The organism is Melittangium boletus DSM 14713 (assembly GCF_002305855.1).
In the GTDB taxonomy this organism is placed as follows: domain Bacteria; phylum Myxococcota; class Myxococcia; order Myxococcales; family Myxococcaceae; genus Cystobacter; species Cystobacter boletus.
This window is the reverse complement of the sequence record NZ_CP022163.1, coordinates 1,081,288-1,096,602: the sequence shown is the minus strand read 5'-3', so window position 1 is coordinate 1,096,602 and position 15,315 is coordinate 1,081,288. Positions and strand designations below refer to the sequence as shown.

Annotated in this window: 11 protein-coding genes; 3 read left to right on the top strand and 8 right to left on the bottom strand. The window is 65.1% G+C overall.

All coding sequences use genetic code 11. The annotated features are described in order from the left end of the window. Window positions 1–1,355 precede the first annotated feature (1,355 nt). Window positions 1,356–2,606: a glycosyl hydrolase gene (locus MEBOL_RS04535; RefSeq protein ID WP_095976254.1), complete on the top strand. Its 1,251-nt coding sequence runs from the start codon at window positions 1,356–1,358 to the stop codon at window positions 2,604–2,606. Between the two features lie 45 nt (window positions 2,607–2,651). On the opposite strand, the gene MEBOL_RS04530 is transcribed toward MEBOL_RS04535, so the two are convergent. From MEBOL_RS04530 to MEBOL_RS04520, 3 genes are all read right to left on the bottom strand, one after another. Next, window positions 2,652–2,912 (bottom strand): acyl-CoA-binding protein, encoded by a 261-nt coding sequence (locus MEBOL_RS04530; RefSeq protein ID WP_095976253.1) that lies wholly within the window; start codon window positions 2,910–2,912, stop codon window positions 2,652–2,654. A gap of 70 nt (window positions 2,913–2,982) precedes the next feature. Continuing rightward, complete coding sequence (locus MEBOL_RS04525) at window positions 2,983–4,821, bottom strand: protein kinase domain-containing protein (protein WP_095976252.1); 1,839 nt, start codon at window positions 4,819–4,821, stop codon at window positions 2,983–2,985. Further along, on the bottom strand, window positions 4,818–5,657 hold the full coding sequence (locus tag MEBOL_RS04520) for a DUF2381 family protein (protein ID WP_157774752.1): 840 nt from the start codon (window positions 5,655–5,657) through the stop codon (window positions 4,818–4,820). Before MEBOL_RS04520 ends, MEBOL_RS04525 begins: the two co-directional genes overlap by 4 nt. A gap of 159 nt (window positions 5,658–5,816) precedes the next feature. On the opposite strand from MEBOL_RS04520, the gene MEBOL_RS04515 reads away from it, so the two are divergent. Next, on the top strand, window positions 5,817–6,722 hold the full coding sequence (locus tag MEBOL_RS04515) for a hypothetical protein (protein WP_157774751.1): 906 nt from the start codon (window positions 5,817–5,819) through the stop codon (window positions 6,720–6,722). Then, entirely contained in the window at window positions 6,719–7,159 is a 441-nt protein-coding gene (locus MEBOL_RS04510) for a CoA-binding protein (RefSeq protein ID WP_095976249.1), read from the top strand. The genes MEBOL_RS04515 and MEBOL_RS04510 overlap by 4 nt, the downstream gene beginning before the upstream one ends. Before the next feature lie 7 nt (window positions 7,160–7,166). On the opposite strand, the gene MEBOL_RS04505 is transcribed toward MEBOL_RS04510, so the two are convergent. The 5 genes from MEBOL_RS04505 to tnpC form a co-directional block, all read right to left on the bottom strand. After that, window positions 7,167–8,042, bottom strand: a complete 876-nt coding sequence (locus tag MEBOL_RS04505; RefSeq protein ID WP_095976248.1) for a patatin-like phospholipase family protein — start codon at window positions 8,040–8,042, stop codon at window positions 7,167–7,169. Window positions 8,043–8,618: 576 nt separating this feature from the next. Further along, the gene (locus MEBOL_RS04500; protein ID WP_157774750.1) at window positions 8,619–9,302 is read right to left on the bottom strand and encodes a hypothetical protein; all 684 of its coding nucleotides are present in this window, start codon (window positions 9,300–9,302) and stop codon (window positions 8,619–8,621) included. A gap of 95 nt (window positions 9,303–9,397) precedes the next feature. Next, window positions 9,398–12,472, bottom strand: coding sequence for an HsdM family class I SAM-dependent methyltransferase (locus MEBOL_RS04495; protein ID WP_095976246.1), 3,075 nt, complete (start codon window positions 12,470–12,472; stop codon window positions 9,398–9,400). 63 nt (window positions 12,473–12,535) lie between these two features. Beyond that, window positions 12,536–12,994: a MerR family transcriptional regulator gene (locus MEBOL_RS04490; RefSeq protein ID WP_095976245.1), complete on the bottom strand. Its 459-nt coding sequence runs from the start codon at window positions 12,992–12,994 to the stop codon at window positions 12,536–12,538. A 770-nt stretch (window positions 12,995–13,764) separates the two neighbouring features. Further along, a complete protein-coding gene (gene tnpC / locus MEBOL_RS04485) occupies window positions 13,765–15,261 on the bottom strand; it encodes an IS66 family transposase (protein ID WP_095976244.1) in 1,497 nt (498 codons plus the stop codon). Window positions 15,262–15,315: the final 54 nt, after the last annotated feature.

Sequence of the window (15,315 nt, the reverse complement as noted above, 5' to 3'; positions counted from 1 at the left end):
ATCGAAGGGCAGACATGAACCCGTGGGCGCTGGTGGATTCCACCCGTGCCCACGGGTTGTTTGTTGGGGACCCGCCCTGGCGGCTTCTGGGCATCCGTTGAACTCCTGTCGTAGACTGGCGCTCCTTATGGAGGGCTTCGGATATGCCGGTCCGGATGAGTCATGGATGCATCGCCGCGTGGATGCTGGTGCTGCTCGTCGGATCGGGATGCCCCCATGCTTTTGGGAAGGGGGGAACCATCGATCAAGCCTGGTTGAAAGATTTCAGTGCGAACGCGAGCGCGAGGGGCTGCCCCAAAGAGGAACTGCAAGAGGAGTGCGGTGAGCAGGGTTTTGATGGGTGTATGAAGGACTGTCAGGCCCGCCTGAAGCGGAGGTCCCAGCCGTGAAATGGCGAGAGGCATTGGTGGTCTTGTTGGGGGTGCTGCTCCCCCTGCCCCTGCTTCTCGCGATGGGCATCCTCCCCATCAAGCTCTTCCTGAACTCATCGGAACGAACCTTTACAAAAGTCGTCCCGATGATACCTCCGGGGGAACTGCGAGGATTGCCCTCTTTTCTTCAGCATTGTGACTCTCAGAGCGATTGCGACCCTCCACTTGCATGTTTGAAGGGTCAACCCATGCGTCCTCGTATGTGCACTGTGAGTACGTGCATGACCGACCTGGACTGTGGTGAGGGGTTCGCCTGCCGGTCCATTCAGGCCGGCGAGCGTATCTTGCGTGTCTGCGGAGTTGTCGGGACGGCCCGAGAAGGGGAGTGGTGTCTTGCAATGCCTTTTCGGCAGGAGTCCGCATGCGCACCCGGTTTGGTGTGTGCGAACAGGCGCTGTGGCCGACGTTGTGAGCCTCAAAATTCTCCTTCTTGTCCTTCTGGTTTCACGTGTCGTTCGCTGGACGCGGAGGGCCCTGTTTGCTTTTCCTCATGCGAAGGTTTGTCGTGTCCAGACGGACAACGGTGCGTCCAAGAAGGAAACGGTATCTCCCAATGTTTGAGGGTCAGCGGTCAAGACTGCCAGAACGATGAGCCTTGCGTAGCACCTCAAGTGTGCGAGATTTCCGCGGTCAAGGCCTCGCGCAGGCACGTCCGGATGTGGTGTGCTTTGCCCTGTGAATCACTCGCTCATTCGTGTCCGGAGGGCTTTGATTGCGTCGCCAAGCGCTGCCGCCGACGCTGCTCACCAGATAAGCCCGGTTCCTGTGCGTCTTTCGAGAAATGTTGGTCCGATGGAGACACCACATCCGGGTTCTGTCTGATCGACACCTGAATTCAATTGGGTAGGATTTTTGCCTACACTGGTTCTCGCGACCATGCGTGTTGAGCCCCACTAAGCCGAAAAAGCCGTTTATAACGGCTTCATGGAAACTCGAAGACTCCAGAAGATGTGGGACGCGGTCTCTCTCGGGCGGGGGCGGTTCACGGGCCTGGCGCTCGTGACGGCCTGTGCCTTTCTCCCCTTGTCCGCCGAGGCCCAGCTCTCCAAGACGCTGGTGACGCCCGGGCCCACCGCTCCGGCCCAGAAGGTCTTCAACCTCCTGGTCGACCTGGAGAACAGCGCCCGCGCGAACAACGGCACCGGCCGCACCATCATCGGGCAGCACTGCGAGGCCCAGAAGGAAATCCACCAGGAGGGTAGCTACGCGGGCAAGTACTACAACGAGGCCGTCCGGCTCTCCGGGGGCAAGAAGCCCGCCTTCACCGAGATGGACCTCGGACCCGGCTGGTACCAGTCCTCGTTCAATGACAACGCCACGGAATGGCGCGCCACCTTCAATGGCATCGGCTTCCTCAAGGACCGGTGGACCTATGGCGATGGCCTCGTCGGTGTGAGCTTCCACCACCCCTATCCTGGCAGCACGTCCAAGAACTTCGAGAACACCCTCGTCGAGACGGCCACCAACTCGTCCGGCCAGAAGGTGAACCTGGACGACGCCTGGTTCCGGCGCCTCGTGGACTGGCAGAACAACACCGCCGAATACCAGACGCTCCTCAAGGACTTGAAGTGGGCCGCCGATCGCATGCAGCCCCTCAAGGACGCCAACGTCCCCGTCCTCTTCCGCCCCTACCACGAGATGAACAAGCTCTCCGGACGCTTCTGGTGGGCCAACCGCGACCCCTACCTCTACAAGCAGCTGTGGAGCATCATCTTCAACTACATGACCAACACCCGGGGCTTCAAGAACCTCATCTGGGTCTGGTCTCCCTATAACTGGGATGGTCAGTACGGCAAGAGCCCCTGGGATTACTACCCCACCGAGGGCGCCGACGTCGTCGCCGTCGACATCTACAGCGGCAACCCCTACTTCCCCGCGCGGTACTACGACGACCTCAAGCGCTACAACAAGCCGCGCATGCTGGCCGAGAACGACAAGCTGCCCGTGCGCTGGGACAAGAACATCTCCGAGATCGATGCCCGCCCCTGGGTCATCTACAACGTCTGGGGAGATCTGCTCGTGAAGGACGTCAATGGTTCCGGCGCTCCCAACTACTGGAACACGGAGAACAACTACAAGGCCATCAAGGACACCTATTCCCACTCGAAGGTCCTGACGGGTGGGGCGCAGGCGCCCAACGGCAACGCCAACTTCAACTGGATGTCCGTGCACTGAGCCACGCGGGGACGGACCCGTGAGGCGTCCGTCCCCGGTGGGGGCTCACTTCTTGAGCAGCCGACTCACCAGATCGACGTACTTCTGCATCGCCTCGGTCTTGCCGGTGCCCCGCACCTTCTCCCAGGCGTCGTATTTGGCGCGGTCCTTGACGGCCAACATCCCCGGGCGCTTGCCCGTCACGTCTCCCTCGGTCGCTTGCTTGTAGAGGCTGTAGAGCTCCAGCAGCGTGTCGTTGCTGGGACGTGCCGACAGGGTCTTCACATCGGCCTGGGCCTTCGTGAACTGCGCGTTCAAGTCAGACATGGGACTCCTTTTTCAAGAGGGTTCCTGGCCGAGGCCTCCAGGCCGCCAGGGACGGGCGCGACGTTAGCACTCAGCGGTAGTCGGGTGGGGCCAGCCGGGCGATGGTTTCGTAGTACCCCTCGGGGCCCTGCAGCAGCGTCTCGAAGCGCGGGTCGTTGAGCACCACGCTGCCCGGGGTCTTGTCCACGCGCGCGGGGTCCACCTTGGCTCCGTGAAAGGGCGTCAGCGCGTACGTGGGGATTCCGTACTGGTGTTTTCCATCCAGCGCCACCCCGCAGATGGGCAGCGAGGTGCCATCGGGCAGGTGGAGCCGGTCGAATTGCATGTAGAGCCGGTTGGGCGTCGCCACCGCCTCTCCGGTGATCTTGAAATACGTCTCTTGGCCCTTCACGTACACACCCATTTCGGCCATGACCGGTCCGGATCGGATGTTGAGGGAGCCTCCGTCCTCGATGGTCTCGTCCGAGGCCGCAGTGCCCGTGCGCAGCCAGCTGGCCTGCTCATCGGGTTCGATGCCCAGGCGGACGGGGGTCTCTTTCGCTTCGGGGGGGCACTGGGCGAGATACCTCTCGGGATCCGGGCGCACGGGCAAGGTGGCGCATCCCGTGAAGAAGGGGGCCGCTCCCCCCAGCATGCCGAGCAGCAGGCACAGTCGGGAGTTGGGAAGAGGGACGACGGACGTTTCAGGATGGGTGGGCACGGGCTGCGGTCCTCGGTCGGAAGGCGCCGGACGGGCCGGCGCGGTGGCCTCCTCGCGTGGGTCGCCCTCCGGGGGAGGGTCATAGGTCGCGTGGAGGAGGGCCCACCCTAGCCCGAGCAATCCCAATCCGAGGCCCAGTGCGGCGAGCCGCCGGGCTGTTCTGGATCCTCCTCGGGCTCGGACGCCGGGGGGACGGGGGACGGACGGGATCGCTTCCGGCTGGGGATCGGCCATCAGGTCCACATCGGAGAACGATTCCCGTACCCAGCCACATTCGGAGGGGAGTTTCGCGGGTTCCCGCCAGCGGGAAGTCTGTCCTTCTCGCCGCAGGAGTTCTTCCAGTTCCTCGCGGACGGCCCGGGCACTCTGGGGACGCCGCGCGGGCTCCTTGTCCATCAGGGACAAGGCCAGGGCACAGAGCGAGTCGGGGGCCTCGGGCGCGAGGTTCCGAGGTGGGACGGGCTGTTGGGTGGCGATGGCCACCAGCAGGGCGTCCAGGGCCAGATGGGTGCTGAAGGGGCGGCAGTTGGTGAGCGTTTCGTACAGGAGGACACCAAAGGCATACAGGTCGGCGGTCGGGTGGGCCTCCAGGCGCGAGCCGTGCCGGACGGCCTCCGAGACGAGGAAGGCGATGGCCTCCGGTGGTTGGCAATAGAGCGTGCCCGGTGCCAGCCCCTCCGTGACCGCTTTCGCGCCTGGCAGATGGGCGGCGCCAAAGTCGATGAGGAAGGGGCGGTCATCCTCCTGTCGCACCAGGATGTTGTCCGCCTTGATGTCCCGGTGGCAGACGCCTCGTGTGTGCAAGGCTTCTAGGGTCCGCAGGTGCTCGCACAGCACGCCCACTGAACGGTGAAGCGGAGCGCGCTCCCGCCAACGCCAGACGTGGAAGGTGTTTCCGGTGACATAGGGCGTGATGAAGTAGGCGTAGCCCGTCTCCGTGTCGGGCCATCTCCCCCTTTCGAGCACGGGCAGCAGATGGGGGTCCTCCAGGTGTTCTAGCGAGGCCACTTCCCGGCGCATCCAGGCATCTACCCGGTCCTCGTCTTCTCCGGACGCGGGTTGAGCGGCCATCTTCAGAGAGAAGTGGCGGCCTTGCCGTTCCACCAGGAAGACGAAGGCATAGCCTCCCACGCCCAGCCGACGCACGAACTGGTAGTCGCGGATCCTGTCTCCCGGGCGGAGTTGGTTGGGGTGGATGGGCTCCGTCATGGCTTCGCCCTCGCCTCATCCTGGGCGATGGGTTGGAAATCTCCCGGAGCGTCCTCACTGTCCAAGGCCAGTTCCAGCTGGTGCGCGCCTTCGGGCATCTGGCTGGTGACGACGTGCCGCTGGCGGAAGCCATTCGGGGCTCGCGAGTAGAACTGGGCGGGCCATTCGAGGATGACCCCATCCGGGAGGGTCGTGCGCATGCGGGCCTGGACCAGGCGCCAGGGCGGTACGCTCGTCTTGCGGTTGCGCACCGTCAGGGTGATGAAGAATCGAGGTCCCATCCACAGCAGGGACTCGACCTCTCCACGCGAGCGCGGGGTCTCCAACTCCCCCATCTTCTGGGGAACCGCGAGCGTGGCCTGGGCCCCCGGCGCCGAGAGCAGTTGCCGGGCGATGGCGACGGCCGCGTCTTCCTCGGAGGTCCCATTCTTCGCGTGCACCACGCGCACCCACAGGTCCATCGTGTCCCTGGGGAAGACGAGCTCGAAGCGCAGGGGCGCGGCGCCGGGCTCGGTCTCCACGGTGAAGGTCATCCGCTCGCCTTCGGAGGGCTCCCGGAGAGGAATGACGACCAGCGCCCCATCGTCCGAGGGCAGGAACTGGAGGCGTTCCTCTTGGGTCTCGAGCTTCACGGAACCGGGCCGCAAGGGCGGCTCGAACAGGATCCGCGTGGCCGCGTGGGCGCGCACGTGCAACTCAAGTGGCGAGGTGTCCTCGGACCGGGACGCGGTCACGAGGACGCGCCGTTGAAGGTTGGCTTCGCCGGGCCGAGCCTGGGCGAGGGCGGAAGCGGACAGCAGGGGCGCGAGCAGAAGGAGCCAGGAACCAGGACGCATGCGGAGCCTCGGCGAACGGGGCGCGCAGACAAACGCGAAACCACTTCCGCCGTCAACCGGAAGGAGATGACTTCCGAGATGGGGTGGTGCGCGTCTGCGGCCCTGGCCTGCCGATGCGCTCGCGGGAGGCGGGGCTTTCTGCCAGCTTCCCCGGACGTCATGCGGACCCTCCCTCCCTCCTTCCTGCTCCTCCTCGCGGCTTCGGTCACCGCGTGCCACCGCGACATCCCCTCGTTGGAGCCTCGCTTCGCCGTGGAGCCACCCCTTCGGCCCCAGTTCGTTCCTCCCGAGGACTCGCTGCTCACGGAGACGGTGAAGAGTTCCCTGAGGCACAGCGGGTCGCCCGGCTCCCAGGACGCGGAGATGACCACCGTGTCCCGCTTCTCGCCGGAGGATCGGGCGTGGCTGCTCACCCAGCGGGTGACGCAATCGCGCCATACCCGGGACGGCGCGGAGGTGCGCTCCCTGGTGGATGACGTCCTCCAGCGCGCCCCCTTGCGCTTGCGGCTCGCGGCGGATGGCACCTACGTGCGGTTGGCGGAGCCCGATGCCGTGCTGGCGGCCGTCCGGGCGTTACCATCCACGGGACTGGACGTCACGCCGCTGGAGCGCTTCTTCGCTCCCGATGTGCTGGAGGGCCGGACGCGGGAGGAGTGGGAGGTGAAGTACGGCGGCCTCTACGGGCGCTCCCTGGTGCCGGGACAGCGCGGCTACGCCGTGGGGCGGCTGTCCCTGGGGGGCGGCGAGGTGACGTACCTGCTGGAGCGGACGTTCACGGGCACTCAACTCACCGAGCATGGCGAGGCCCTGGTGTTCTCGCTGCGCTGCCTGGCGGCGCCGGGAGACACCTCCCCCCAGGCGGTGCGAGACACCCTGCGCGCGGCGGGTGACCCCGAACCCACTCCTGGAGTGGAGTGCGGCGGAGAACAGTTATTGGGGAAGGGGCGCTTCCTCCCCGTGCGGAGGGAGTTCACCCTACGGGCCGAGCTGGGTGGAGAGACCTGGACCTGGACGACGCAATCGACGCTGGCGTCGCTGCGGGCCCTCGAGGAGGAGACACGGTGAGCTACGAGCGCAATCTGATCGAGGACGAGGAGGGCATCCGCGAGGTCGTGCGGAGCAGCAAGCGGGTGGCGGTGCTGGGAATCAAGACGGAGCAGCAGTCGGGCCAGCCCGCCTTCTATGTCCCGGAATACCTGGCCCATGCCGGGGTGGAGGTGGTTCCGGTGCCCGTCTACTTCCCCGAGGTGACGCACATCCTGGAGCGGCCGGTGTTCCGGCGGCTGGTGGACATCCCCGGGGAGATCGATCTGGTGGACGTCTTCCGGCGCTCCGAGGACATCGAGCGGCACCTGGAGGACATCCTCGCCAAGAAGCCCAAGGCGGTGTGGTTCCAATCCGGCATCCGCAACGACGCGGTGGCCCGCAGGCTGGCCGAGGCGGGCATCCAGGTGGTGCAGGACCGCTGCCTGATGGTGGACCACCGCCGCTACCGGGCCTGAGCCCGGCTCAGGCTTCCTCGAAGGGCACGGGGGGCCGGGCCAGGGCCCGCTCGGCGCTCAGCTTCGCCTGGTGGAGCGCATCGAAGCCGCGCTCCATCTGGGTGGGAGAGACGGAGGGCAGGTTGGACACCACCACGTAGACGGGGAAGCCGCGCTCCTTGAGCAGCGAGAGCTGGAGCCGGAAGTGATCGTGCCGCAGTGCCGCCGAGCCCGCGGCGATGCCCTGGGCGTAGGCCATGGGTCCGCCCAACATCTTGCGGGTGCGGCTCGGCAGGTAGTGCACGAGGATGGCATCCAGGTCCTGGCCGAAGGCGCTCTCGCGCAGGGACAGGGCGGGCGCCTTGTCCACCAGTCCTCCGTCCCAATAGAGATCCCGCCCCACACGCACCGCGCGGAACAGGCCCGGATAGGCGCACGTGGCGTGGACGCGCGGCGCGAGCTCCCCCGAGGTGAAGATTTCGTGCGTGCCCTGGGAGAGGTTGGCGCTCGTGAGCAGGAGCGGGTGGGGCAGTTGCTCGAAGGTGCTGACCGGCAGGGTGCGCTCGAGCAGCTTGCGGAAGCGCTCGCCCTTGAGCAGGCCGGTGGCGCCGTGGCCCTCGCGCGGAAAGGCGTTGAGCACCGCGCCGATGGGGTCCGGATCCCAGAAGGACTCGCGCGTCTGCTTGAGGACCAGCTCCTCGATGGCCTGCACGCTCGCTCCCGCGGCCGCGTAGGCCGCGACCAGTCCCCCGGCGCTCGTGCCCGCGTAGGCCGATGGAGTCAGGCCCGTGGCGGCCAGTCCCTTGAGGAAGCCCGCGTGCCCGAAGAAGCCGAAGTAACCGGCGGAGAGGACGAGTCCGAACCGTTTGCCCTGGAGGAGTTGCTGTACCGAAGAAGCGACCATGGGCTTGTCTCTATGCCGTGGCTTCCCTCATGGCAACGCATGGTGTGGGGAGACGGCGGATTGCTGCTGCACGGCGCCAAGCATGCTGGTGCTCCGCCCGTCTGCCGTGCATTGGGCTCCCGGAGGGGAGCGGATGGCTTTCCGGTGCCAGTGTCTCACCCTGGACAGCGGGATCGGCGCGCAACTCCGGCGGGCCGGGCCGTGCCTGCCCTCCTCCCGATGTTCCCCAGGCCCAATCCGTCACCCCAGCCGCCCGTGGCGGGTGGCCCCAGCCATTCCCCCGCCGCAGCGGGGGAGGGGCGTCGTGCGCGTGCCGTGCGCGAGCTGGCCGGCTCACAGGCTGCCCGAAGGGCACCGCCCCTGGCGGCGCGTCAGCGGCCTTGAACCGGGCGGCCCCGCATGGGCGCGCTGCGTGTCGCGTCCGTCGTGGGGGTGCAAGGGGGCCCCACTCTGGCCCCCTGAGCAACCGGCGCTCTTGCCTCAATAGCGGCGCTTCGCCTGCACGAAGCTGCCGGCGTCGCTTCCTACAGGGTGGCTTTCCACCGAACCGTTGCGGTGTCAGGGGTGGCCCGGCATTTACGATTCGGGGGCATCCTGCACATCGGACGCGAAGATTAGCTCCAGATGGAGCAGGGCAATCGGCCTCAGCCCGAGGGCCTGGCGGTCGTGCAGGGAGAAGGTCACTGGCTCCTGCATCCCCTCGACTATTGCGTCCTCGAGCTGGAGCACCTTCGGTTGGTATACGCTGACGGCTGCGCGCACCTTCGCCTGCCAGGACTGCCCGTTATTGTTGATGGTATAGGCTAACATCGCGCCGAGCGGGCCTTCTGTGTAGGGCTCGTCTTTAAGGAAGCAGCCGATGCCCTCATCCGCGAGGTAGCGCCCGACGATATCTCCCTCCGTGACCAGTGGCTTGGCCTCAATAGCCAGTTCCAGATGGTCAACTCCCGTGAGTGCGAACACGCGGAAGTCGATTTTGCGCACGTGGCGTCCTGCGCGCGTCTTGCTCTGGACGAGGGCCTCAGCCTGGAACTGGACCTCATTCAGACGGAGGAAATGTCCCGTGGCCAGCGCAATGCGGGCACGCTCCACGAACTGAGCCAACTCTGAGGTGAGCGCGTCCTCAATGGGAACACGCTCGATGATTTTGCGGCGCTTGCGTGCTTGCGGAACTCCCAGCGCCCCTTTCTTCTTCTTGAACGCCTCCCAATTTTCGGGTTGGCGCAAGTCGTTCGCTGCCTTCTGGAAGATATCGAGCACGTGCCGAACGAACTTTGACCAGAGCTCCGCCCTTACCGGGGCGAATCCATGCTGCCGCAATAGTGCCGTTAGGTCAGAGCCCACTGCCGTGCCCCTCAAGACTGGCCTGCGACAAAGGCGTTCATCATCTGTCGACTGTCGGCGAACGCACTGTCAATCGTCCAGCGGAAGGTCTCAAGCGGCTTGATGACGCTCACGCTCGCGGTCTTGTTGTCGTAAGTGGCGCTCAAGCTGTCAGTGAAGCTGTTGGATGCCGACCTGAGATACCGCGCCAATGCCGCACGGCATAGCGCGTCCACTCCATTGCCTGGACCCTTCTCCGCGCCGATGTCCCGGAATTGCGCGGCGATCACCCCGACCCCGGCCCTAGAGTCCAGATTACACGCAACCTCGAACGCACCAGCGCGGCCGAGCTGTCCATCAAGGCTGCGTCGCAGTACGGCGGCGTACTTGGCGATTTCTTTTCGAGATGGGTAGTTCAGTGCATTTTCGGGTACGTTGCCGTCTTGGAATTCGATCCGGAACTCAAGGAACTCTTTGATCGCGCGCTCCAAGTCGCCGCTGAGTCCGAGCGCATCGCGCAGGAACGACTCGAATTCATGGTCATCGCACTCCAACGCGCCGCCGACACGAGGATCCTCTAACCCGGTAAAAGGCACAGGGAAGGTGGACAAGTCAGCGGGTTCAATATTTCGCCTGTCCATGAGCCACCGCCGTCCCGTGATAGCCACTAGGTACAGCGCCGTCTGGCTGCGCAGATACCGGGCGATAGCTTGAAGGAGCCGCTTCTCGGACTCGTTGACTTCGTCCGCAGGTTTTTTGAAGAAAACGGCCAGCGTGCTCGAAGTGTAGGCGATCGGGTGTTTAACGAAGCGGATGTTGCTGAAGTTGCGTGGCACCAACATTACGTTCCCGCTGAAACGGAAACGGTAAGGCTTCTTGACGCGCGCCAACCTGTCCCGCGGCAACTCGGTGTCACGGTAGGTCGATTGGTCACCAAACAAGCCGCCACCATGGTACCGCAAGAGTTCAATTGCCGGAACGGGCTCACTTGGGGCGTCGTTTAGATATGCTCGAGCAACGCCAGTCTCCGTCGAGTTGCCGCCCCGCCGGATGGCCGCGCCTACGCTGTCGCACAGTTGGCTCAGAAGCGATATGTCGCCTTTTGCGGCTGCGTCCTCCAGGTAGTTCCGGATCTGGCGGTCCACCGGCCGCAATATGAACGCATCAAACCACCCGCGCTGATCGCCTGCGATATGGCTGTGGCTGAACATCTGCACCTCGGCCCGGTCAAGAAGGATGGTCCAAGGCCATTCCTTTCGAGCCATCGGCTGCCCAATCGACAGTGGCGAGTAGACCCAAGTTCGGTCACTTACTTTAGGCGCGCGGCCCTGGATGAAAGTCGCCACTACAGCTTGGCGCGCGTTTGCGAATAGGCGGTAGCGCAGGTGGGCAAAGTTCGCGGACCCGACAATGGTAAACTCGCGCGCCAATTTGCGCCGGAACTCCCAAGACGTCGGGTTGATGAAGGACTTCGCTGGCAGGAGGAATCCCAGGATTCCCCCAGCGGACAGATGCTCGCGCAGGGCTTTCCATGTGAAGAGTTCGGCCGCTTGATTCTTGCCAATCGGGGCGGACTTGTGCTTGTCGTGCCATTCTTCCGCTGCCTCCGATTCAAGTATCGTCAGGGTCTGCCAGGGGGGGTTCCCCACGATGCAGTCCACCCGCTCCGGTAGGCCCGGGAAGGCGTTTCGATCCTTGAAGAAGTCCAACGCGAAGAGATTGGAACCGACGAGCCCTGGAAAGAGCTTCTTAGGGTCTTCGCCGGCCGCCACACGCGTAAGGTCACGGGGATCCACATAGTCCAGCATCATCAGATAGAGGCTGAACGCCGCAACGTGGCATGCATCCGCGTTGCGCTCGACGCCGAAGATGTTCCGCACCAACAGCTCGCGAACCTCGTCCAGACTCATGGGTTGGTCCGGCCGCTCCGCTCGAGCGCGTTCGATGATCCGTCGATAGGCTCCCACGAGGAACACGCCCGATCCCGCTGCGGGGTCGAGGACTGTCACACCGTCGCGCAACGGCTTCCTTTCCTCGACGCGATCGAGCATGAAATCCACGAGGAATGGTGGCGTGTAGAACGCGCCGGATCGGCGCCGCTCGCCAGAACGGATGTTTTTCAGAAACTGTTCGTAGACTGACGATAGTGTCTCGGTGCGAAGCGCGCCGAGATAGAAGTCGAGGAAGCTAAACTGCACTGCGCCGGACCGAAAGGGCACTGCCCCGTACTTCATCACGCGGCGGACCAGGTTGATGTGGCTCTCGTCGATCTCTGCTCGCTCGGTCTCCGATAGCGGAAAGATGCTTCCATTAAAGATGGAGTCGAGGTCGTCGAGGAATTTCCAGGTCGACCGAGCGGACCAATTAACCGCCTGGTTCTCTAGGTCAATCCCCTTGTGCTTTCGCGCGACTACCCATTTCTGGTTGATGATGCCCCGGTCGGCCAGGAAGAACACGTACAGGAGTCGGCCGATGAGGCCGTTGGCTGCGGGCGGTAAGAGCTTTCTGGAGACTTTGAGGCCATTGATCAGCACGTCGCTAAGTGTGTCGAGGTTCTTGAGCAGGCGGCGGTCCACCCGTCCCTCAACGTCGATTACATGATCATGCCAGAACAGCGACGTCCTCAGCCGGATCGCCCGTAGGTCCCAAAGTACGCTCGCTTCCTCCGTCAGTTCGACGGTCGCAACCGGGTCTCGCGGCAATGTGCTGACAACTTGCCACTCGAAGTGCTTGACCTTTAGCTCCCACTGACTATCAGAGTAGGAGAATCCTTGACAGAGCAGAACTTCATCAGGTGTCGCCACCAGGAGGAACGGGACGAGGCCTTGGCTCCATACCCTTCGGTGGACCTCCTTTGCCGCAGTCAAGTCGCTCGCAGTCGCCACATAGACGAGCGGGGTTGCAATGGCGTCCATGGCATCGACAAGGCGACGTAGGCAGAACGCACCGATAACCGACATTTCCTGTCGCGCCTGCTGCATCGCGAACCGATGCGCGGAGAGCGCGTCGAATTTATGTGCGTCCAGCCACCCGCTTTCGGGCGTGTAGCCGAGCCGTGAGAGGAGCATGGCCAGCCGCTCCGGGGCCACAGGCGACTCACCCGCCATGGTGCCCTCCCGAGTTCTCACGTCGCGTGGGGCTAATGACGACGATAGTTCGGCCGACGGCGCTCATTGAACCTTCACCGCAGCGAACAACGGCAACTGCTGCATTGGGTCGGGAAGGCCGAATCCGACCGACAAGGCCTCCAAGTGCGAAGCGAACGGCAGGACGATGCAGCCCTTGTTGGACCCGATTTTTATGTCCTCCACGTCCAACAACTCCCACCTGCCAGGCCCGTGCAGGACGACCGATTTGGGCCAGAGAGTGGGGAATGAGCGTCCGGCCAATTCGCGCTGGAGCCCTGCGAAGAGCTCGCGTTGTGCCTTCAACTCGACGTGGAACTCTTGTTTCAGGACCACCGCCAGCCTCAACACGAGAACGGTTTGCCAGGAAAACCGGGCCTGCGTGCCCTTGCCACGCGGAGGCACGTCGGGCGCCACCAAACCGCGGCGACCAGTCCACTCCCTTAATTGGTCGGCTGAAAGGCCGGTCAGTGCCTGGACCTCTCGAGACCTGAGCAGCCGCATGTGTCACCCTCGGAATGGGTACGGTGCCCATTCGCCCGCGAGAACGGTTATCATGCCCGTTCGGTTCCGCAAAGCTCAAGCTGCGGTTCGCCTGTACTCCTGCCTGCTCCGCCATCACACCCCCTAGGACCATCCCTCGCCAAAGCGATCTTACAGATGGGCTCCCACGGCTTTCTGGGACTCCTGCGCCTGGCTTCGAGGTCTACCGGGCAGGAGGGATAGGTGCACTGTGCCTGTAGCTAGGCTGCCTGCTCCCAGAGGCCTTGCGATGTAGTGACGGGCGGCGCGGGGTAGAGGTGGCTCCTATTTCTGAGCCACCTCCAAGCAGCCCGAGGCCCCTGGTCGGCCCACAGCAGCCCATCTGGTGGACGCAAAGCCTCCTGCAACCGTCGGCTCTGCCAACAGGCGGGCGTGGGGCAGGCCTGATCCAAAGTCCGAGAGGGAGGTTTTGAAGGGGGCGGGCCCGAGGGCAAGCCGTTTCAGGCAAGAGCGTGGCGTGCTCCCAGCAGGCGCTCGCGACAGGTGCGCCTCGGGGAGGGCAACTGGCTGAGGACGGACCCGCGAAGCCGAGGAGGTGGAGGCAGAGGAGGCCGGAGCCGGGCGCTGGCGGGCGCTCAGGCAAGTGGGGCCAGACTCTCCGTAAATGCTCGCCGAGCCCCGTAGCCGAGGAGCTTGACGGCGAGCGCGGGGCATGAGGAGACGTTCTCCGCGGTGCGACAGCCCTCGCGGAGTCTGGCCAGGCCGAGACAGACAGGAGCAGGTGCGGCGCGTCAGCCCTCGGCGGACGGTGCGAGCTGGTGCGGCAGGGGAATGGAGTCTCCGCGCAGGGCCGCCAGCGCTGCCTCACGCAGGTAGCGCTTGGGGTCCACCCCGCACAGCTTCGCCGTCTCCAGCAGGCTGTAGAAGAGGGCGGTCACCTCGGTGCCGCGCCGACTCCGGCTGCCGTAGTGGTTTTTACGGCCCACGGCGAGCCCGCGCATGGCGCGCTCGGTGGCCCCATTGTCCAGCGGCACGCGCGCGTCCGTCACGAACCGTGTCAGCCCCGTCCACCGCTGGCTCATGTATTTGATTGCCTGGCCCAGGCCCGACTGGGGCAGTGCGCGCTGGGCGCATGCCCACTGGTGCAGGCGCTCGAGGAGGGGGCGACTCTTGTGCTGTCGCAGCTCCAGCAGGCGCTCCAGGTTCTCCGGCCCCTCTTTGTACTCACGCTCCACCGCGTACAGCGCGGCAATCATCTCCAGGGCCTCTTCCGCCTGGGGGAAGGCCTCCGCGCATTCCACGTACTTGCGCCGCGCGTGCATCCAACAGTGCACCAGCGTCAGCTTCCCACCCGAGCCCGCGGCGACGCTCTCGTAGGTGCTCAGCCCGTCCACCATGAAGATTCCGTCGAAGTCCTGGAGCAGGTGGCGCGCGGCCTGGGCGTCTCGCCCCTCCTGTATCCGGTACACCACGGCGTCCGGCGCGCACAGCGCCCAGGCGTGCCAGCGCGTCTGGCTCTTACTACCCAGCAGCGGCCAGCGCGTCTCGTCTCCTCCCAGAATCTCCCGCGTGAGCAGCGCGGCGTGCAGCGCCTCGTGCGCGGGCGCCAGCCGCCGCGCCAGCGCGTCCACCTGGTCCCAGAGTGTCTGGCTGTCCACCGTGAGACCCTCGCGCTGCATGACTCGCACCTGCCGCTCCAGGGGCAAGTGGTCGAGGTACTTGGCCGCAGCCACTTCCACGGCGAAGTCCAGCGAGTAGCGCCCGCCGGGCTGAAGCTTGGGCGGGCCCAGGGCCGTCTCCACGCACCCGCCGCAGCCGCAGCGGTACTTTTGCCGCTTGTGGCGCTGGAGGACGAAGCGCCGTTGCACCACGTCCACCTCCTCGGCCTCCTCCCAGCAGCCCTCCATTTCCGCCAGCGCCCCTCCGCACTGGGGGCACTGCTTGTCCGCCTCCTCCAGCGTGTGCACCACCTCCAGCAAGGGCAGCGTGGGCTGGGCGCGCGGGCCGTGGCCGGGCGCGGCCTCCTTGTCCTTGTCCTCCTCGCCTTGCTCGCGGCGGGGACGCTTCTCGCTGGAGCGGCCGAACAGCTCGGCGGTGCGCTGTGCCAGCTGCCGCTCCACCTCCCGCAGGCGCAGCTGCAACTCCTCGGCGTCCTGCCCCTGGGCGCTCATCAGCTTGCGCGTGAGCTCCACCACGCGCGCCACCAGGCGTCTGTTTTCCGCCTCCAGCAGCAAGGCCGCCTGGCGCAGCCTCTCCACGTCCTTCTCCGTCTCCAGCTGCAAGCCCATGGGCCCGTAGTGTCATGGCTCCACCCTCCCGCGCAAGTAGTCCACGCCCCATGA